Origin of the sequence: Actinomycetospora sp. CA-084318 (assembly GCF_050955885.1) — a bacterium.
In the GTDB taxonomy this organism is placed as follows: domain Bacteria; phylum Actinomycetota; class Actinomycetes; order Mycobacteriales; family Pseudonocardiaceae; genus Actinomycetospora.
Genome location: NZ_CP192098.1, coordinates 3,802,486 through 3,820,903 on the forward strand (window position 1 = coordinate 3,802,486; position 18,418 = coordinate 3,820,903).

13 protein-coding genes are annotated in these 18,418 nt (G+C 74.2%); 2 read left to right on the top strand and 11 right to left on the bottom strand.

Features of this window, described 5'->3' with window-relative positions; genetic code table 11:
* Positions 1–3: 3 nt before the first annotated feature.
* The gene (locus ACQPYX_RS18585) at positions 4–1,653 is read right to left on the bottom strand and encodes an NAD-dependent malic enzyme (RefSeq protein WP_433798781.1); all 1,650 of its coding nucleotides are present in this window, start codon (positions 1,651–1,653) and stop codon (positions 4–6) included.
* Between the two features lie 215 nt (positions 1,654–1,868).
* Here ACQPYX_RS18585 and ACQPYX_RS18590 point away from each other — a divergent pair, with 215 nt between their 5' ends.
* Complete coding sequence (locus ACQPYX_RS18590; protein WP_433798782.1) at positions 1,869–2,756, top strand: hypothetical protein; 888 nt, start codon at positions 1,869–1,871, stop codon at positions 2,754–2,756.
* 27 nt (positions 2,757–2,783) lie between these two features.
* Here ACQPYX_RS18590 and hisS read toward each other — a convergent pair whose 3' ends face one another.
* Together hisS and ACQPYX_RS18600 are read right to left on the bottom strand one after the other, a co-directional pair.
* Positions 2,784–4,052, bottom strand: coding sequence for a histidine--tRNA ligase (hisS, locus tag ACQPYX_RS18595; RefSeq protein ID WP_433798783.1), 1,269 nt, complete (start codon positions 4,050–4,052; stop codon positions 2,784–2,786).
* Between the two features lie 12 nt (positions 4,053–4,064).
* Positions 4,065–4,757 (bottom strand): MBL fold metallo-hydrolase, encoded by a 693-nt coding sequence (locus ACQPYX_RS18600; RefSeq protein ID WP_433798784.1) that lies wholly within the window; start codon positions 4,755–4,757, stop codon positions 4,065–4,067.
* Positions 4,758–4,863: 106 nt separating this feature from the next.
* Between ACQPYX_RS18600 and ACQPYX_RS18605 the strand changes: the two genes are divergently transcribed.
* Positions 4,864–5,661, top strand: coding sequence for a peptidylprolyl isomerase (locus ACQPYX_RS18605; protein ID WP_433798785.1), 798 nt, complete (start codon positions 4,864–4,866; stop codon positions 5,659–5,661).
* A 93-nt stretch (positions 5,662–5,754) separates the two neighbouring features.
* Here ACQPYX_RS18605 and ACQPYX_RS18610 read toward each other — a convergent pair whose 3' ends face one another.
* From ACQPYX_RS18610 to ACQPYX_RS18645, 8 genes are all read right to left on the bottom strand, one after another.
* Entirely contained in the window at positions 5,755–7,263 is a 1,509-nt protein-coding gene (locus tag ACQPYX_RS18610) for a glutamate synthase subunit beta (RefSeq protein WP_433798786.1), read from the bottom strand.
* Positions 7,256–11,854, bottom strand: a complete 4,599-nt coding sequence (gene gltB / locus ACQPYX_RS18615) for a glutamate synthase large subunit (RefSeq protein ID WP_433798787.1) — start codon at positions 11,852–11,854, stop codon at positions 7,256–7,258. Before gltB ends, ACQPYX_RS18610 begins: the two co-directional genes overlap by 8 nt.
* 172 nt (positions 11,855–12,026) lie before the next feature.
* Positions 12,027–13,139, bottom strand: a complete 1,113-nt coding sequence (gene lgt, locus ACQPYX_RS18620) for a prolipoprotein diacylglyceryl transferase (RefSeq protein ID WP_433798788.1) — start codon at positions 13,137–13,139, stop codon at positions 12,027–12,029.
* A 62-nt stretch (positions 13,140–13,201) separates the two neighbouring features.
* A complete protein-coding gene (gene trpA / locus ACQPYX_RS18625) occupies positions 13,202–14,020 on the bottom strand; it encodes a tryptophan synthase subunit alpha (RefSeq protein ID WP_433798789.1) in 819 nt (272 codons plus the stop codon).
* Positions 14,017–15,336: a tryptophan synthase subunit beta gene (gene trpB, locus ACQPYX_RS18630; RefSeq protein ID WP_433803757.1), complete on the bottom strand. Its 1,320-nt coding sequence runs from the start codon at positions 15,334–15,336 to the stop codon at positions 14,017–14,019. The genes trpA and trpB overlap by 4 nt, the downstream gene beginning before the upstream one ends.
* Positions 15,315–16,124 (bottom strand): indole-3-glycerol phosphate synthase TrpC, encoded by an 810-nt coding sequence (gene trpC, locus ACQPYX_RS18635; RefSeq protein ID WP_433798790.1) that lies wholly within the window; start codon positions 16,122–16,124, stop codon positions 15,315–15,317. The genes trpB and trpC overlap by 22 nt, the downstream gene beginning before the upstream one ends.
* Positions 16,125–16,218: 94 nt before the next feature.
* A complete protein-coding gene (locus tag ACQPYX_RS18640; RefSeq protein ID WP_433798791.1) occupies positions 16,219–16,842 on the bottom strand; it encodes a Trp biosynthesis-associated membrane protein in 624 nt (207 codons plus the stop codon).
* Positions 16,839–18,416, bottom strand: a complete 1,578-nt coding sequence (locus tag ACQPYX_RS18645; RefSeq protein WP_433798792.1) for an anthranilate synthase component I — start codon at positions 18,414–18,416, stop codon at positions 16,839–16,841. The genes ACQPYX_RS18640 and ACQPYX_RS18645 overlap by 4 nt, the downstream gene beginning before the upstream one ends.
* Between the last annotated feature and the right edge of the window lie 2 nt (positions 18,417–18,418).

Sequence of the window (18,418 nt, forward strand, 5' to 3'; positions counted from 1 at the left end):
CCGTCAGTAGGCCGGGTCCCAGCGGGTGGCCGTGATCGCCTTCCGCAGCTCATCGTCGGAGGCCTGCGGGGCGACGCCGTCCGCGACCGCCTGGCGGGCCACGGCGAGCGCGATGCCGTCCGCCACGTCGCGGACGTCCGCCCACGCCGGCAGCAGGGGGGCGTGCGGGTCCCGCAGCGCCGGCGAGGCGTTGCCCAACGCCCGGGCGGCCGCCCGCATCATCGCGTCGGTGACCCGCGTGGCCCGCGCTGCGGTCACTGCGAGCCCCACCGCCGGGAAGATGTAGACGTTGTTGCACTGCGCGACCGGGACGTCGTCGCCGTGCTCGCGGGCCAGCGGCGGGAACGGCGAGCCGGTGGCGATGAGCGCCCGCCCGTCGGTCCAGTCGTCCAGGTCGGCGGGTCGGGCCTCGGCGTTCGCGGTCGGGTTGGACAGCGGGAAGACCACGGGCCGGTCCACCTTCGCCGCCATCGTCGTCACGATGTCCTCGGTGAAGGCGCCCTGCGCGGTCGACAGGCCGAGGAGCACCCCGACGGTCACGTGCTCGACGACGTCGGCGAGGCCCGGCAGCCCCTCGACGCCCCAGTCGGCGACGTCCGCGGGGTCGTGGGCGAACGCGCGCTGGTCGTCGGAGAGGTCGTCCCGGTCCGTGGTCAGCAGCCCGCGGACGTCGACCACCCAGCAGCGGGCGCGGGCCTCGTCCTCGGAGAGTCCCTGGTCGACCATCTCCTGGCGGACCATCTCCATCACCCCGATGCCGGCCGACCCGGCGCCGAGCATGACGACCTGCTGCTCGGCCAGGCGGGTGCCCGCGACCTCGGCGGCCCCCTGCAGGGCGCCGAGCGCGACGGCGGCGGTGCCCTGGATGTCGTCGTTGAACGTGAGCAGCCGGTCGCGGTAGCGGGCGAGGATCGGCGCGGCGTGCGGCGTGGCGAAGTCCTCCCACTGCAGCAGCACGTCCGGGAGCTCGGCCTCGACGGCGGCGACGAAGTCCTCGACGAACGCGAAGTAGTCCTCGTCGTCGATCCGGCGGTGGCGCCAGCCGAGGTAGAACGGGTCGTCGAGCAGGTCGGCGTTGTCGGTGCCGACGTCGAGCAGGATCGGCAGCGTGCGCGCCGGGTCGATCCCGCCGATCAACGTGTAGAGCGAGAGCTTGCCGACCGGGATGCCCATGCCGCCGACGCCCTGGTCCCCGATCCCGAGGATCCGCTGCCCGTCGGTCACGACGATGACGTCGACCTCGGCGTGCGGCCGGTTGCGCAGCATCTCGCGCAGGTTCTCGCGGTCGGGCCAGGCGAGGTAGAGCCCGCGGGGCCGCCGCCACAGCTCGGAGAAGCGCTTGCAGCCCTCGGCGACGGTCGGGGTGTAGACCAGCGGGAGCGCCGTGGGCACGTCGGCGGCCAGCACGGAGTAGAAGAGGTGCTCGTTGCGGTCCTGCAGGGAGCGGAGGTAGACGTAGCGCTGGAGGTCGGTGGCCTGCCGGTCGACCTCGCCCCAGCAGCGGCGCACCTGCTCCTCCAGGGTCGTCACCGCGTAGGGCAGCAGGCCCCGCAGCCCGTGCTCGGCCCGCTCCTCGGCGGTGAACGCGGTCCCCTTCGTGCGCATCGGGTCGTCCAGGATGACGCCCTCGTCACCCGTCCCGGTCACCGCCATGGTGGCTCCTCCCCTACCGGCCGTCGCCGGTCAGCGTGCCCCAGACGCTCCGTTACCCGCGGGTACCGATCGAGGGTTCTGAGCAGATGCTGAGCATGAGGGCGATAACTCCTGTTCCACTGCGCTCGTTATCCTCACGTTCACCTGATCGTCGTGATCATGACGGGGCACGTTCAGCCTGCGAGCGCGGCCCCGGGCGGGACGGAGGCTCGACCATGACGCACCCCGCAGGGCCGGTGCCGGCGGATCGCTCCGACCTGGCCGAGGCCGGACGGATGCTGCTGCGGACGGTGCTGCCGGTCGGGATCGTGCTCGGGCTCGCCCTGGCGGTCTACGGCGGCACGGGACACGACCTGACGATCGTGCTGCAGGACCGGTTCCCCGAGGACTCCGAGTACTCGGGTCTGTTCACCATCATGTTCTCCAGCGCGCTGATGGTCTGCGCGGGCATCGCGCTCGGGTCGCTCGTGGTGTCGCGCGCCTGGGCGCGCTCCACCGGCGACGCCGGCGCCGCCTCGCCCGCCCTGCGCGCCGGGCTCGCGGTCGCCGTGCTCTGCGTCTTCCTCGGCTTCGACGACATGATGATGGTCCACGACGCGGTCCTGCCCGGCGCGGGCATCCCCGAGGACGTCGGCCTGGCCGCCTACGCCCTGCTCGGCCTGGTGCTGATCGCGTGGGCGTTCCGGCCGCTGCTCGCCGAGCGGCTCGGGCTCACCTTCCTCGCCGGGCTCGCCCTGCTCGGCGGCTCCCTCGGCGGCGACGTGCTCGAGTCGCTGTTCGAGGAGGACCACCCGGCGATCGCGTCCGCGCTCGGCCACGCCGAGGACGTCGTGAAGTTCCTCGCCTACGTCGCCCTGTGCCACCTCTGCGTGCTGCTCGCCCGGCGGATCATGGCGCGCACGCTGGCCGCCGCCACGGAGAAGGCCGCCCGCGAGGCCGTCGAGCGGTCCGGCCGCAGCCCCGGCGTCACGACGACGGGCTCCGGTCGCGTCCCGCTGCGCGTCACGCCCGGACGGCACGCCGCTCCGACGGGGGCGATGCCCACCGTCACCGCGGACGCCGACCTCACCCGCCCCATCCCGACGCCCGGTCCGCGCGGCTGACGGGCCCGCCCGCCGGGGGCGTGCCGGTCAGCCGTGCAGCGCCCGGTCGACCGCGGCCGCGGCGTCGGCCAGCGCGACCTCGGACTGGGTGCCGTCGCCCAGGTCCTTGAGTCCGATCGTGCCGGCCTCGAGGTCCCGGTCGCCGAGCACGAGGGCGTAGCGGGCGCCCGACCGGTCGGCGGCCTTCATCGCGCCCTTGAGGCCGCGCCCGCCGTAGGCGAGGTCGGAGCGGATCCCGGCGCGGCGCAGCTGCCCGAGAAGGCCGACCAGGTGGTCGCGGGCGGCCTCGCCCAGCGGCACCCCGAACACCTCGACCCGGCGGGCCGGGGCCACCTCGAGCCCCTCCGCCTGGCAGGCGAGCAGCGTGCGGTCGACCCCGAGGCCGAAGCCGACCCCGGAGAGCGCCTGCCCGCCGAGCTCGGCCATCAGCCCGTCGTACCGGCCGCCGCCCCCGATGCCGGACTGCGAGCCGAGGCCGTCGTGGACGAACTCGAAGGTCGTCTTCGTGTAGTAGTCCAGCCCGCGGACCATGCGGGGGTTCTCGACGTAGGCGACCCCGAGCTGGTCGAGGTACTGCTTCACCTTCGCGTGGTGCGCGGCCGCGGCGTCGGAGAGGTGGTCGACCATGAGCGGCGCGTCCGCGAGCTGCTCGCGGACCTCGGGGCGCTTGTCGTCGAGCACGCGCAGCGGGTTGATGCGGGCCCGCTCGCGGGTCGCCTCGTCGAGGTCGCACTTCTCCAGGAAGGCCTGCAGCTCGGCGCGGTAGGCCGGCCGGGTCTCGGCGTCCCCCAGCGAGGTGAGCTCGAGCCGGTAGCCGGTCAGGCCGAGCGCGCGGAAGCCGGCGTCGGCGACGGCGAGCACCTCGGCGTCGAGCGCCGGGTCGTCCACCCCGATCGCCTCGACCCCGACCTGCTGCAACTGGCGGTAGCGGCCCGCCTGCGGGCGCTCGTAGCGGAAGAACGGCCCGGCGTAGCGCAGCTTGACCGGCAGGGTGCCGCGGTCGAGGCCGTGCTCGATGACGCTGCGGACCACACCCGCGGTGCCCTCGGGGCGCAGGGTGACGCTGCGGCCACCGCGGTCGGCGAAGGAGTACATCTCCTTGGACACCACGTCGGTCGACTCGCCGACCCCGCGGGCGTACAGCGCGGTGTCCTCGAAGACGGGCAGCTCGAGGTGGGCGTAGCCGGCGCGGTCGGCCTCGCGGACGAGGGTGTCGCGCACGGCGACGAAGTCGGGCCCGACGTACTCGGGGATGCCCTTGGGCGCGGCGAAGCCGCCGGGCGGGATCTCGGCCATGGGGTGTTCCCTCTAGAGGTTCCGGCCGGGCGCGTTCTGCGGCCCCTGCAGGAACGGGTTGGTGTGGCGCTCGTCGCCGATCGTGGTCGGCTGCCCGTGCCCGGGCAGGACCGCCGTCTCGTCGGGCAGCGTGAGGAGCTTCGTGCGCAGGCTCGTCATCATCTCCTCGAGCGAGCCGCCGGGGAGGTCGGTCCGCCCAATGCTGCCCTGGAACAGGGTGTCGCCCGCCAGGACGAACGGTGCGCCGTCCTCGGTGGCGCTGCGGAAGATCACCGAACCGCGGGTGTGGCCGGGGGTGTGGTCGACCGTGAGCGAGACGCCGGCGAGGTCCAGCGTGGCGCCGTCGGCGAGGGTCTCCACCCGCTTCGGCTCCCGGAACTCCAGGCCCGGGTACATCGCGGCCAGCTGCGCGCCCATCGGGCCCACCCCGGCGAGGGGGTCGGCGAGCATGGAGCGGTCCTCGGGGTGGATGTAGGCCGGGACGTCGTCGCCGTCGCACACCGGCGTGACCGACCACATGTGGTCGAGGTGCCCGTGGGTCAGCAGCACCGCGACCGGCGTCAACCGCCGTTCCGCCAGCACCGCGCGCAGCGGCTCCTCGGCGTCCTGCCCCGGGTCGACGACCACGCACGGACCGCCCTCGTCCGGGGCGATCACGAAGCAGTTGGTCTGGAAACTCCCGGCCGGGAACCCGGCGACCAGCACGTGGGCCCACCCTCCTCGAGACGACTGGCGTCCAGCCTAGTCGGCGCCCGGTGGCCTCCCCTGACCTGCCCGAACTCACCGCGGCCTGACTTCCTAGGATGCCGCCGTGCCGACCAACGAGCAGCGCCGCAAGGCCGCCAAGCGCAAGCTGGAGCGACAGATCGAGCGCCGTGCGGAGCGTGCGCGCCGTCGTCGGCAGCGACTGACGATCATCGCGGTCGGCGCCGTCGTGGCCGTCCTGGCCGCCGGCATCGCGATCTACCTCGGCACCCGCCCGAGCGCCACGACCGCGGCCCCGGCGGCCGCGGCGGGGGCCTGCACCTACACGCCCGACGGCCAGGCCTCGAAGCCGGTACAGGCGCCCGACCCGAACCCGGCGCGGACCGGCGTCGTCGGGCTGACGCTGCAGACCTCGCAGGGCGCCATCCCGCTGACCCTCGACCGCGCCCAGGCCCCCTGCGCCGTCAACGCCGTGACCTCGCTCGCCCAGCAGGGCTTCTACGACGACACCCCGTGCCACCGCCTCACCACCGGCGAGGGCCTCAAGGTGCTGCAGTGCGGCGACCCCAGCGGCACCGGCTCCGGCGGGCCGGGCTTCCGCTACGCCGAGGAGCCCCCGACGAACCTCGCACCCTCGCCGCTGGGCCAGGGCGCCTCGAACTACGCCCGCGGGCTCGTCGCGATGGCCAAGACCTCGCAGCCCGACACCACGGGCAGCCAGTTCTTCCTGGTCTACGCCGACTCGGCCCTGCCGCCGGAGTACACCGTCGTCGGGCGGATCGCTCCCGAGGGACTCGCGGTGCTCGACAAGGTCGCCGCGGCCGGGACCGACAACTCCAACGGCGAGGGCGACGGCAAGCCCGTCACCGCGGTCCAGATCCAGCAGGCCCAGGTCCAGTCCTGACCCAGCGCTCTCCCCTCCTGAACGAGCGAACGGCACTCTCGCGCACATAGATGCTGCGAGAGTGCCGTTCGCTCGGAACGGGGTGCGGGCCCCTCAGACGCTGAGCGGCAGCGCGTTCGGGTGCACCGGCGCCGGCAGGTCGGTGCGCCCGTCCTCGGACAGGAACGCGTCGACCGCCGCCGCGGCCGAGCGGCCCTCCGCGATGGCCCACACGATCAGCGACGCCCCGCGGTGGGCGTCCCCGCAGACGAACACCCCGGGCACGTCGGTCTGCCAGTCCGAGCCGCAGCCGATCGTGCCCTTCGGCGTGGGCTCGATGCCGAGCCCGGGGACCATCGCGCGCTCGTCGGGACCGGTGAAGCCGATCGAGAACAGCACGAGGTCGGCCGGCAGCGTGTGGATCTCCTCGGAGGTCGGCACCACCTCGCGCCGGCCGTCCTCGGTGCGGCGCACCTCGACCGTCGAGAGCTCCACGGCCCGCACGTGGCCGCGGTCGTCGCCGACGAAGCGCTTGACCGCCGTCGCGAACAGGCGCTCGCCGCCCTCCTCGAGCGCGGGCGGCGTCCGGTACACCAGCGGCCACGTCGGCCAGGGCGAGCGCGCCTCGTCGCGCGTCTGCGGCGGGGCCGGGTACTGGTCGAGCTGGTGCACCCCGATGGCGCCCTGGCGGGTCGCGGTGCCGTAGCAGTCGGCGCCGGTGTCCCCGCCGCCGATCACGACGACGTTGCACCCGCGCGCGTTGATCGGCGACGGCCCGTCGCCCTCGCACTCCCGGTTGGCCGGGGTGAGGTAGTCCATCGCGAGGTGGATGCCCTCGAGGTCGCGGCCCTCGACGGTGCGGTCGTCCCGGCCCTGGAGGGCACCGACGGCGAGCACCACGGCGTCGTACTCCGCGCGGAGGCGCTCGACGGGCAGGCCGTCGCCGCCCACCTCGCAGTTCACGACGAACCGCGTGCCCTCCGCCCGCATCTGCTCCAGGCGGCGGTCCAGCTCCCACTTCTCGAACTTGAACTCGGGGATGCCGTAGCGCATGAGCCCGCCGAGCCGGTCGTCGCGTTCGTACACGGTGACGTCGTGCCCCGCGCGCGTGAGCTGCTGGGCCGCGGCGAGCCCGGCCGGTCCGGACCCGACGACCGCGACCCGCCGGCCCGACGACTCGGCCGCCGGCTGCGGGGCGACGTGCCCGTCCCGCCACGCGACCTCGGCGATCGACCACTCGACGCGCTTGATCGTCACCGAGCCGGGCTGTTCCGTGATCGACAGGACGCACGCCTCCTGGCACGGCGCGGGACACAGCGCGCCGGTGAACTCCGGGAAGTTGTTCGTCGCGTGCAGCCGCTCGCTCGCGCGGCCCCACTCGCCCCGGCGGACGAAGTCGTTCCACTCCGGGATGAGGTTGCCCAGCGGGCAGCCGGCGGAGCCGGAGTGGCAGAACGGGATGCCGCAGTCCATGCAGCGCGCCGCCTGCCGACGGGTCTCCGCCTCGACGTCGGGATCGGTGACGTCGGCGTAGAGCTCGTGCCAGTCCGCCCGGCGCTCCTCGACGGGCCGCTTCGGGTTGTCCTCGCGGGGATAGGTGAGGAACCCGCGTGGGTCAGCCACCCGCCACCTCCATGATGACCTCGTTCGGGTCGCGACCCTCGGTCGCGGCACGCTGCTCGGCGTCGAGCACGCGCTGGTAGTCGGTCGGCATGACCTTGGTGAAGTGCCCGACCTGCTCGGACCAGTCGTCGAGCAGCCGCGCGGCCTTCGGCGAGCCCGTGTGCTCGAGGTGGCACTCGACGACGTGGCGCAGCCACTCGGCATCCTCGCCGTCGACCGCGAGCAGGTCGACCATCTCCTGGTTGACCCGGATCTCCGGCAGGTCGTGGACGAACGCGATCCCGCCCGACATCCCCGCGCCCAGGTTGCGCCCGGTGCTGCCGAGCACCACCACGCGCCCGCCGGTCATGTACTCGCAGGCGTGGTCGCCCACGCCCTCGACGACGGCGAGCGCACCGGAGTTGCGCACGCAGAACCGCTCCCCCACCTGCCCGCGCAGGAAGACCTCGCCCGAGGTCGCGCCGTAGGCGATGACGTTGCCCGCGATCGTGTGCTGCTCGTCGTGGTCGGCGTCGGGCGCCACGGTGAACCGCGCCCCCTCGGGCGGGCGGACGATCACGCGCCCGCCGGACAGGCCCTTGGCCACGTAGTCGTTCGCGTCGCCGACCAGGTCGAGCGTCACCCCCCGCGGCAGGAACGCGCCGAACGACTGCCCGGCCGAGCCCGTGAACGCCACGTGGATCGTGTCGTCGGCCAGACCGTGCTTGCCGTACCGGCGGGTGACCTCGGCGCCGAGCAGCGTGCCGACCGTGCGGTTGACGTTGCGCACGGGCATCTCGAGGCGGACCGGGACGGCGTCGTCGAGCGCCCCCTCCGCGAGCTGGATCAGCGTGCGGTCCAGCGCCCGGTCCAGCCCGTGGTCCTGTTCGGTCGTCCGGCGCCGGTCGGTCGAGGCGCCCTCGGGCACGTCGGGCACCGTGAACAGCGGCGCCAGGTCGATCCCCTGTGCCTTCCAGTTGTCGACCGCCTCGCCCGTGTCGATCAGCTCGGAGTGGCCGACCGCCTCGTCGATCGTGCGGAAGCCGAGCCGCGCGAGGTACTCGCGGACCTCCTCTGCGATGAACCAGAAGAAGTTCTCGACGAACTCCGGGCGGCCCGTGTAGCGCTTGCGCAGCTCGGGGTTCTGCGTCGCGACGCCGACCGGGCACGTGTCGAGGTGGCAGACCCGCATCATGATGCAGCCGTTGACCACCAGCGGCGCCGTCGAGAACCCGTACTCCTCGGCGCCCAGCAGCATCCCGACGACGACGTCGAAGCCGGTCTTCATCGCGCCGTCGACCTGCACCGAGATGCGGTCGCGCAGCCCGTTGAGCATCAGGGTCTGCTGGGTGTCGGCGAGCCCGATCTCCCACGGCGCGCCGGCGTGCTTGAGGCTGGTCAGCGGGGCGGCCCCGGTGCCGCCGTCCCAGCCCGAGATGAGCACGACGTCGGCGTGCGCCTTGCTGACCCCGGCCGCGACCGTGCCCACGCCCACCGAGCTCACGAGCTTGACGTGGATCCGGGCGGCGTCGTTGGCGTTCTTGAGGTCGTGGATCAGCTGCTTGAGATCCTCGATCGAGTAGATGTCGTGGTGCGGCGGCGGCGAGATCAGCCCGACGCCCGGGGTCGAGTACCGGACCTCGGCGATCCACGGGTAGACCTTCTTGCCCGCGAGCTGGCCGCCCTCGCCGGGCTTCGCGCCCTGCGCCATCTTGATCTGGATGTCGTCGGCGTTGACCAGGTACTCGCTCGTCACCCCGAAGCGCCCGGACGCGACCTGCTTGATCGCGGAGCGCTTCGCCGGGTCCACCAGCCGGACCGGGTCCTCGCCGCCCTCCCCGGTGTTGGACTTGCCGCCGATGTTGTTCATCGCGATCGCGAGGTCGGTGTGCGCCTCGCCGGAGATCGAGCCGTAGCTCATGGCGCCGGTGGCGAACCGCCTGACGATCTCGGTGGCGGGCTCGACCTCGTCGAGGTCGATCGGCGTCCGGTCCTCGTAGCGCAGGCGGAACAGGCCGCGCAGCTGGCCGCCGCTGCGGGTCAGCCGGTCGACCTCGGCCGTGTACTTCCGGAACACGTCCCGCTGCTTCGTGCGCGTCGAGTGCTGCAGCAGGAACACCGTTTCCGGGGTGAACAGGTGCAGCTCGCCCTCGCGGCGGTAGGCGTACTCCCCGCCGACGTCGAGGCGGCGGTGCGCCCGCTCCGTCGGGTTCGAGGGGTAGGCCGCGGCGTGCCGGGTGGCGACCTCGGCGGCCAGCACGTCGAGCCCGCCGCCGCCGAGCTTCGACGACGTGCCGTGGAAGTACTCGTCGAGGAACTCCTGCGAGAGCCCGATGGCCTCGAAGACCTGCGCGGCGGTGTAGCCGCTCACGGTCGAGATGCCCATCTTGGACATCACCTTGAGCACGCCCTTGACGCAGGCCTTCACGTAGTTGGCGATCGCCTGCTCGACCTCGAGGTGCTCGAGCCACCCGGAGGTGATCATGTCCTCGATCGACTCGAACGCCAGGTACGGGTTGATCGCGGCGGCGCCGTAGGAGAGCAGCAGCGCCATGTGGTGCACCTCGCGGGCGTCGCCGGACTCGACGACGAGGGCGACCTGGGTGCGCTCCCGGGTGGCCACGAGGTGGTGGTGCACCGCCGAGACCAGCAGCAACGACGGGATCGGGGCCCAGTGCGCGTCGGAGTCGCGGTCGGAGAGCACGAGGATGCGCTTCCCGTCGGCGATGGCCTCGCTCGCCTCCCGCCGGACGCGGTCGAGCGCCGCGCGCAGCGCCGCCTCGCCCCCGTCGACCTCGTAGAGCCCGGAGAGCACGGTGGCCGCGAAGCCCGGCATGTCCCCGTCGGCGTCGATGTGGATGAGCTTCGCGAGCTCGTCGTTGTCGATCACCGGGTACGGCAGCACGACCTGGCGGCAGCTGGCCGGCCCCGGGTGGAACAGGTTCTGCTCCGCCCCGATCGGCCGGGACATGCAGGTGACGAGCTCCTCGCGGATCGCGTCCAGCGGCGGGTTCGTCACCTGTGCGAACAGCTGCACGAAGTAGTCGAAGAGCAGGCGCGCCCGCCGGGACAGGGCGGCGGTGGGGGTGTCCGTGCCCATCGACCCGAGCGGCTCCGCGCCCGTCGTCGCCATCGGGGCGAGCAGGATCCGCAGGTCCTCCTCGGTGTAGCCGAAGGTCTGCTGGCGGCGGACCACCGACTCGTGGGTGTGCACCACGTGGTCGCGGTCGGGCAGCTCGTCGAGGCGGACGAGCCCCGCGTGCAGCCACTCGCCGTACGGCTCGGCGGCGGCGAGCTCCGACTTCAGCACGTCGTCGTCGACGATCCCGCCCCGCCGGGTGTCCACGAGGAACATCCGGCCCGGCCGCAGCCGCCCCTTCGCGACGACGTCGTTCGCGGGCACGTCGAGCACGCCGGACTCGCTCGCGAGGACCACGCGGCCGTCGGCGAGGTGCCACCACCGGCACGGCCGCAGGCCGTTGCGGTCGAGGGTGGCCCCGAGCTGCGTGCCGTCCGAGAACACGACCGCCGCCGGACCGTCCCACGGCTCCATCAGGCTCGCGTGGAACTGGTAGAACGCCCGCTGGTCGGCGGGCATCTCGGCGTGGTTCTCCCACGCCTCGGGCATCATCATCATCACGGCGTGCGGCATCGACCGGCCGCCGAGCGTGAGCAGCTCGAGGACCTCGTCGAAGCTCGCGGAGTCCGACGTCCCCGGCGGGCAGACCGGCATCGCCCGCTGCAGGTCGCCCGGGAACCGGTCGGTGCCGAGCAGCGCCTCCCGGGCCCGCATCCGGTTGCGGTTGCCGCGGATCGTGTTGATCTCGCCGTTGTGCGCCATCGTGCGGTAGGGGTGCGCGAGGGGCCAGCTCGGGAAGGTGTTCGTCGAGAACCGGCTGTGCACCACCGCGACCGCGCTGCGCAGGCGCTCGTCGCGCAGATCCGGGAAGAACAGCGGCAGCTGGTCGGTGGTCAGCATGCCCTTGTAGGTCACGGTGCGACTCGACAGCGAGGCCACGTAGAGCCCGCAGCCCTGCTCGACCGACTCCCGCTCCGCGCGCTTGCGCACGACCCAGGTGACGCGGTCGAGCTCGATGCCGGCCAGCGTGCGGTCGGGGTGCGCGACCAGGACCTGGGCGAACCGCGGCATCACCGAGCGGGCCACCGACCCGACGTCGGCGCCGTCCGGGTCGACCGGGGTGTCGCGCCAGGCGAGGACCTCGAGGCCCTCCTCGGCGGTGATCCGCTCGAGCAGGGCCATGGCCTTGGTGGACCCGTCGTCGTCGGCGGGCAGGAACACCAGCCCGCAGGCGTACGCGTGCTCCTCCTGCCCCCCGTCGGCCGAGGGTCGGGGGGTGGGGAGCTCCGCGTCGACGGTGGCGCGGAGGAGTTCGTCGGGGACGCCGAGCAGGATGCCGGCGCCGTCACCGCTGGTCGGCTCGCTGCCGGCGGCGCCGCGGTGGTCGAGGTTGTGCAGCACCTGCAGGGCGTCGGCGACGATGGCGTGGCTGCGCCGGCCGTGGACGTCGACGACGGCGCCGACGCCACAGGCGTCGTGCTCGTAGGCGGGGTCGTACAGGCCCTGGGGCCCGGGGACGGACGAGAACAGCACTGGGCGGGCCTCCTGGGCGCCGGAGCTCCGCGCCCCGCGATCCGCCGGGTGTGGAACCCCTCGGCGGTCGTCGTGAGCCGGATGACGAGGATCCGGGACGACGATGGCCCGGGATGAGTCTAGCCCGGCGTGCGGGCCACGGCGGGGCCTGCGAGCCCCGGGACGGTCCTGCTCAGGAGGATCCGTGCGCGGAGGACGGCGGGGCCGCCGAGGCCTCCTCCTCGGGCTGCGTGCCCTCGGGTTCGGCGTCGACGCCGGACGGCTCGGCCGCCCCGTGGTGGGTGTCGGTGTCGTCGCGGTCCGGTCCGGCGGCCTCGTCACGGGCCGCCCTGGCCGCCCGGGCGTCGTCGTTCTCGTCGTCCCTGGGAGTCACGAGCCCGGGCTTACCCGTGCCGCCCCCGGACGAACCGGTCGGCTCCGGGGGCATGGAGGCGGAGAGGTCCTCCCGGGGGCCGCGGGCGAGGACGAGGTAGAGCAGCGCCGCGACGCACATCACCGCGGCCACGATGACGTTGACCCGGATGCCGTCCACCCGTGTCAGGGCGGGGTCGGTGCGCAGCATCTCGATCCAGAAGCGGCCCGCGGTGTACCCGGCCACGTAGAGCGCGAAGGCGCGGCCGCGGGCGAGCGTGAACCGCCGGTCCGCCCAGATCACGAGCACCGCGACCGCGACGTTCCACAGCAGCTCGTACAGGAACGTGGGCTGCACGATCTCGATCGGCGTCCGGTCGACCGCCACCCCCGCCAGGTTGTCGACCGCGCCCGTGCCCGGGTCGATGCGCCGGTAGATCTCCAGGCCCCACGGCAGCGTGGTCGGGGCGCCGTAGAGCTCCTGGTTGAAGTAGTTGCCGAGCCGGCCGATGGCCTGCGCGAGCACGATGCCCGGCGCCGCGGCGTCGGCGAAGGCGGTGAGCGGCACGCCCCGCCGCCGGCACGCGATCCAGGCGCCGACCGCGCCCAGCGCGATCGCGCCCCAGATGCCGAGCCCGCCGTTCCAGACGTAGAGCGCCGCGACCGGGTCCCCGCCGGGGCCGAAGTAGGTGCGCCAGTCGGTGGCGAGGTGGTAGAGCCGCCCACCCACCAGGCCGAACGGCACCGCCCACACCGCGACGTCGATGACGAAGCCCGGCGCTCCGCCGCGTGCGGTGAACCGGCGCTCGGTGAGCCAGACCGCCACCACGATCCCGGCGATGATGCACAGCGCGTACGCGCGCAGCGGGATCGGACCGAGCTCCCAGACGCCCTGCGGCGGGCTGGGGATGGTCAGGGGCAGCGACGCGAGCACGCGCTCACGCTATCGGTCACCCCCGACACCGTCCGTGAGGCGGGGGCCGGTCGCCCCGGGCCTCAGCGACCGGTGTGGTTGCCGCGGACGCCCGCCGCGAGCTCCGTGGTCAGCCGGGCCACCGCCGCGCGCCCGTGCTCCGCCGCCGACACCAGCGCCGAGCCGACGATGACGCCGTCGGCGAACCCGGCGACCTCCCCCGCCTGCGCGCCGGAGCGCACGCCGAGGCCGACGCCGACCGGCAGGGCGGTGTGCCGTCGGGTGCGCTCGACCAGCGCCGGAGCGGTGTCGGACACCGCGTCGCGAGCCCCGGTGACGCCCATGGTCGAGGCGGCGTAGACGAAGCCGGTGGTGGCGGCCGCGGTCGACGTGAGGCGCTGCTCGGTCGACGACGGCGCCACCAGGAAGGTGCGCCCGAGGGCGTACCGGTCGGCGGCGTCGAGCCAGTCCCCCGCCTCGTCGGGCACCAGGTCCGGCGTGATCAGTCCGAGCCCGCCCGCGGCCGCGAGGTCGCGCGCGAACGCCTCGACGCCGTAGCGCAGGATCGGGTTCCAGTACGTCATGACGACGGCCCGACCGCCGCGCGCGGCGATCGACTCGACGACCTCGAGGGTGTCCCTCGTCCGCACCCCGCCGCGCAGGGCGGTCTCCACGGCGTGCTGGATCACCGGCCCGTCGAGCACCGGGTCGGAGTAGGGCAGGCCGACCTCGAGCAGGTCCGCGCCGGCGTCGAGCGTCTGGGCGAGCAGCCCCTTCGACCCGGCGACCGTGGGGTAGCCGGTGGGCAGGTAGCCGATCAGCGCGGCCCGGTTCTCGGCGCGGGCCGTGGCGAAGACGTCGTCGAGCACCGTGAGCCCCGTGCTGGTGCCGGCGGTGCTCACAGCTCGCGCTCCCCCGCCGCGGCGTCGTCGGGCACCGGCTCGGTGGTGGGCAGGGCCGCCGGGTCGACGACCTCGAACCACCGGGCGGCGGTCTCCACGTCCTTGTCGCCGCGGCCGGAGAGGTTCACCAGCAGCGTCGCGTCCGGGCCGAGCTCGCGGCCCAGCCGCAGGGCCCCGGCGATCGCGTGCGCCGTCTCGATCGCGGGGATGATCCCCTCGGTGCGGCAGAGCAGCCGGAACGCGTCCATCGCCTCGGTGTCGGTGACCGGCACGTACTCGGCGCGGCCGATCTCGGCGAGGTAGGAGTGCTCCGGGCCGACGCCGGGGTAGTCGAGCCCGGCCGAGATCGAGTGCGACTCGACCGTCTGCCCGTCCTCGTCCTGCAGCACGTAGGTCAGTGCGCCGTGCAGCGCCCCCGGGGACCCACCGGTGATCGAGGCGGCGTGCCGCCCGGTGTCGACCCCGTCGCCCGCCGCCTCGCACCCGACGAGGCGTACCGACGCGTCGTCGAGGAAGGGGTGGAAGATGCCGATCGCGTTCGACCCGCCGCCCACGCACGCCAGCACGGCGTCCGGGAGCCGCCCGTGGCTCGCGAGCACCTGCGCCCGGGCCTCGAGCCCGATCACGCGGTGGAAGTCGCGCACCATCATCGGGAAGGGGTGCGGGCCGGCGGCCGTGCCGAGCACGTAGTGCGTGTGGCCCACCGACGAGACCCAGTCCCGGTAGGCCTCGTTCAGCGCGTCCTTGAGCGTCCGCGAGCCGGTGGTCACCGGGACGACCTCGGCCCCGAGCAGGCGCATCCGCGCCACGTTGAGGGCCTGGCGCTCGGTGTCGACCTCGCCCATGTAGACCACGCACTCGAGCCCGAGCAGGGCCGCGGCGGTGGCCGTGGCGACGCCGTGCTGGCCCGCGCCGGTCTCGGCGATCACCCGGGTCTTGCCCATCCGCACCGTGAGCAGGGCCTGGCCGAGCACGTTGTTGATCTTGTGCGAGCCGGTGTGGTTGAGGTCCTCGCGCTTGAGCAGGATCGTCGCCCCGCCCGCGTGCTCGGAGAGCCGCCGCGCCTCGGTCACCGGGGACGGCCGGCCCGCGTAGTCGCGCTGCAGGCGGTCGAGCTCGGCGAGGAACTCCGGGTCCTGCCGGGCCTTGTCGTACTCGGCGGCGACCTCGTCGACCGCCGCGATCAGCGCCTCGGGCATGTACCGCCCGCCGAAGCGGCCGAAGTGCCCGCCGACGTCGGGGTCGTGGTCGTGCCGGGCGACGCCGTCGGAGGCGGTGGGCAGCGCGGGACCGGTCATCGGGCCGGCTTGGGGCAGGCCGGGTGCGACCCGGCGGTGACCAGCTGGCGCACGGCGGCCCGCGGGTCCTCGGCGGTGGCCATCGACTCGCCGACGAGCACGGCGTCGGCGCCGAGGCCCGCGTAGGTCATCAGGTCGCCGGGCCCGCGCACGCCGGACTCGGCCACGCGCAGCACCTCGCCGGGCAGGCCGGGGGCGAGGCGGCTGAACACCTCGCGGTCGACGTCGAGCGTCTTGAGGTTCCGCGCGTTGATCCCGACGAGCTTCGCGCCGGCCTGCAGCGCCATGTCCGCCTCGATCTCGTCGTGGATCTCGACGAGCGCGGTCATCCCCAGCGAGTGCACGCGGTCGACCAGCGCGTCGAGGGCGTTCTGCTCGAGCACCGAGCACATCAGCAGCACGAGGTCGGCGCCGTGGGCGCGGGCCTCGTGCACCTGGTAGGTGCCGACCACGAAGTCCTTGCGCAGCACCGGGATGTCGACCGCGGCGCGCACCTCGTCGAGGTCGGTGAGCGAGCCCTCGAAGTAGCGCTGCTCGGTGAGGACGCTGATGACGCGGGCGCCGCCCTCGACGTACTGGCGGGCCAGCTTCGCCGGGTCGGGGATGTCGACCATGTGCCCGCGCGACGGGGAGGCGCGCTTGACCTCGGCGATCACGCCGATGCCCTGACCCTGCAGGGCCGCGAGCGCGTCCTTGGCGGGCGGCGCGGCCGCGGCGGCCGCCTTGACCTCGTCGAAGGGGACGGCGGCCTCGCGGGCGGCGAGGTCGGCCCGGACCCCCTCGAGGATCTGCTCCAGGACGCTCACGCGGGTGCTGCCCCCATCCTTCGGGCTCTCGATCGAGCCGGCCTCCCGCGGCTGCGGGGCACCGGGTCCGGTCCCTGGCGAGTACACCGGGAGTTTAACTCCCGGTCCCGTCGGTTCCGTCCGGCGCCCTCGGTGTCGGGCTCTCCGGACGGGCCGTGGGATCCTCCCCGGCGTCGAGCGCCGCCCACAGCGAGCGCTCGTCGTCGTCGGTCTCCTGACGACGGGTGGGTGCGCCGGGGGCGTCGTAACGGGCCCCGAGCCGCGGCATGGCGGACCCGCGCAGCGCCACGAGCACCCCCACGCCGATCAGCAGGAGGCCGCCGAGTCCGCCGAGCAGCGGCCAGACCACCGACGCCTCGACGCCCACGGCCCGGCCGGCCTGCCGCGCGGCGGCCGGCAGCGCGTCGGGGGGCGGCGCGGCGAGGCCGGACAGCGCGCGCAGCAGCGCCCACAGCCCCGCGATCCCGACGACCGCGCCCACCGCCCGCCGTCCCCAGCCCGACGTGGCGAGCAGGCCGCCGATCGCGGCCAGCGCGAGCAGCGCCCACGGCACGAGCACCGGTTCGGCGTCCGCCCCGGTCGCGGTGACCACCACCCGGCCCCGCAGCGGGACGTCCCAGGTGGCCGTGAGCCAGGTCCCGCGGGAGGCGCCCCACAGCGCCACGGCGGCGAGCAGCAGCCCCACCACCGCGGCGCCCAGCAGGCGCGGCCCCCTCACGTCGCGCCCGCCCCGGGCACCGGCGCGCGCAGCGTCGCGGCCGTGGCGACGGCCGCGAGCACGGCCCGGGCCTTGTTGGACGCCTCGGTGTCCTCGGCGACCGGGTCGGAGTCGGCGACCACCCCGCCGCCCGCCTGGACGTGCGCCACGCCGTCGCGCAGCAGCCCGGTGCGGATGGCGATGGCGGTGTCGGCGTCGCCCGCGAAGTCGAGGTAGCCGACGATGCCGCCGTAGAGGCCGCGGCGGGTCGGCTCGAGCTCCTCGATGATCTCCATGGCCTTCGGCTTGGGCGCCCCGGAGAGCGTGCCGGCCGGGAAGCAGGCGGCGACCGCGTCGAACGCGCTGCGGTCCTCGCGCAGCCGTCCGCTCACCGTGGACACCAGGTGCATCACGTGGCTGTAGCGCTCGATGTCGAAGAACCGGTGCACCTTGACCGTGCCGGGCACGCAGACCCGCCCGAGGTCGTTGCGCCCGAGGTCGACGAGCATGAGGTGCTCGGCGCGCTCCTTCTCGTCGGCCAGGAGGTCCTTCTCGAGCAGGATGTCCTCCTCGGCGTCGACCCCGCGCCACCGGGTGCCGGCGATCGGGTGCGTGGTGGCCACCCCGTCCCGCACGGTCACCAGTGCCTCCGGGCTCGACCCGACGATCTCGAACGGCCGGTCGGCGGCGTCGGTGAGCCGCAGCAGGTACATGTACGGGCTCGGGTTGGTGGCCCGCAGCACCCGGTAGACGTCGAGGGCGTCGGCCTCGGTGTCGGTCTCGAAGCGTTGGCTGACCACGACCTGGAATGCGTCGCCGGCCCGGATCCGCTCCTTCGCCGCCTCCACGGCGGCGAGGTAGGCGTCCCGGTCGAACCGGCGGCGGACCTGCGGCGTGCGCCCGGCCGCCGGGTCGTACTGCGCGACCGTGGACGGCGCGGGGGCGCCGAGCTCCGCGGTCATCCGGTCGAGCCGGGCCACCGCGTCGTCGTACGCCGCGTCCGCCCGCTCGGGGCTGTCGTCCCAGTTCACGGCGTTGGCGATGAGGGTGACCGTGCCCTCGTGGTGGTCGAGCGCCGCGAGGTCGGTGGCGAGCAGCATGACCAGCTCGGGGATCCGCAGGTCGTCCTCGGTGAGCTCCGGGAGCCGCTCGAGGCGCCGCACGGCGTCGTACCCGACGTAGCCGACCAGCCCGCCGGTCAGCGGCGGCAACCCCGGCAGCGGGTCGGTGCGCAGCCGCTCGAGGGTCTCGCGCAGCGCGTCGAGGGGGTTCTCCCCGTCGCCGGGCAGCCCGACCGGGGGCGTCCCGGTCCAGTGCGCGCGCCCGTCCCGCTCGGTGAGCGCGGCGGCGCTGCGGGCCCCCACGAACGACCAGCGCGACCAGGACTCGCCGTTGGCCGCCGACTCGAGCAGGAACGTCCCGCTGCGGCGGCCGGCGAGTTTGCGGTACACCCCGAGCGGCGTCTCGTCGTCGGCGAGCAGGCGTCGCACCACCGGGATCACCCGGTGGTGCGCGGCGAGCTCGTGGAACCGCTCGCGGCTCGGCTGGACGGCGCCGAGGGTGGTCGGCGGGTCGGTGACGGACACGTCGCCCATTG

Coding starts and splice junctions, on each gene's coding strand:
- ACQPYX_RS18585 (WP_433798781.1), bottom strand. CDS start 1,653: ATGGCGGTGACCGGGACGGGTGACGAGGGCGTCATCCTGGACGACCCG.
- ACQPYX_RS18590 (WP_433798782.1), top strand. CDS start 1,869: ATGACGCACCCCGCAGGGCCGGTGCCGGCGGATCGCTCCGACCTGGCC.
- hisS (WP_433798783.1), bottom strand. CDS start 4,052: ATGGCCGAGATCCCGCCCGGCGGCTTCGCCGCGCCCAAGGGCATCCCC.
- ACQPYX_RS18645 (WP_433798792.1), bottom strand. CDS start 18,416: ATGGGCGACGTGTCCGTCACCGACCCGCCGACCACCCTCGGCGCCGTC.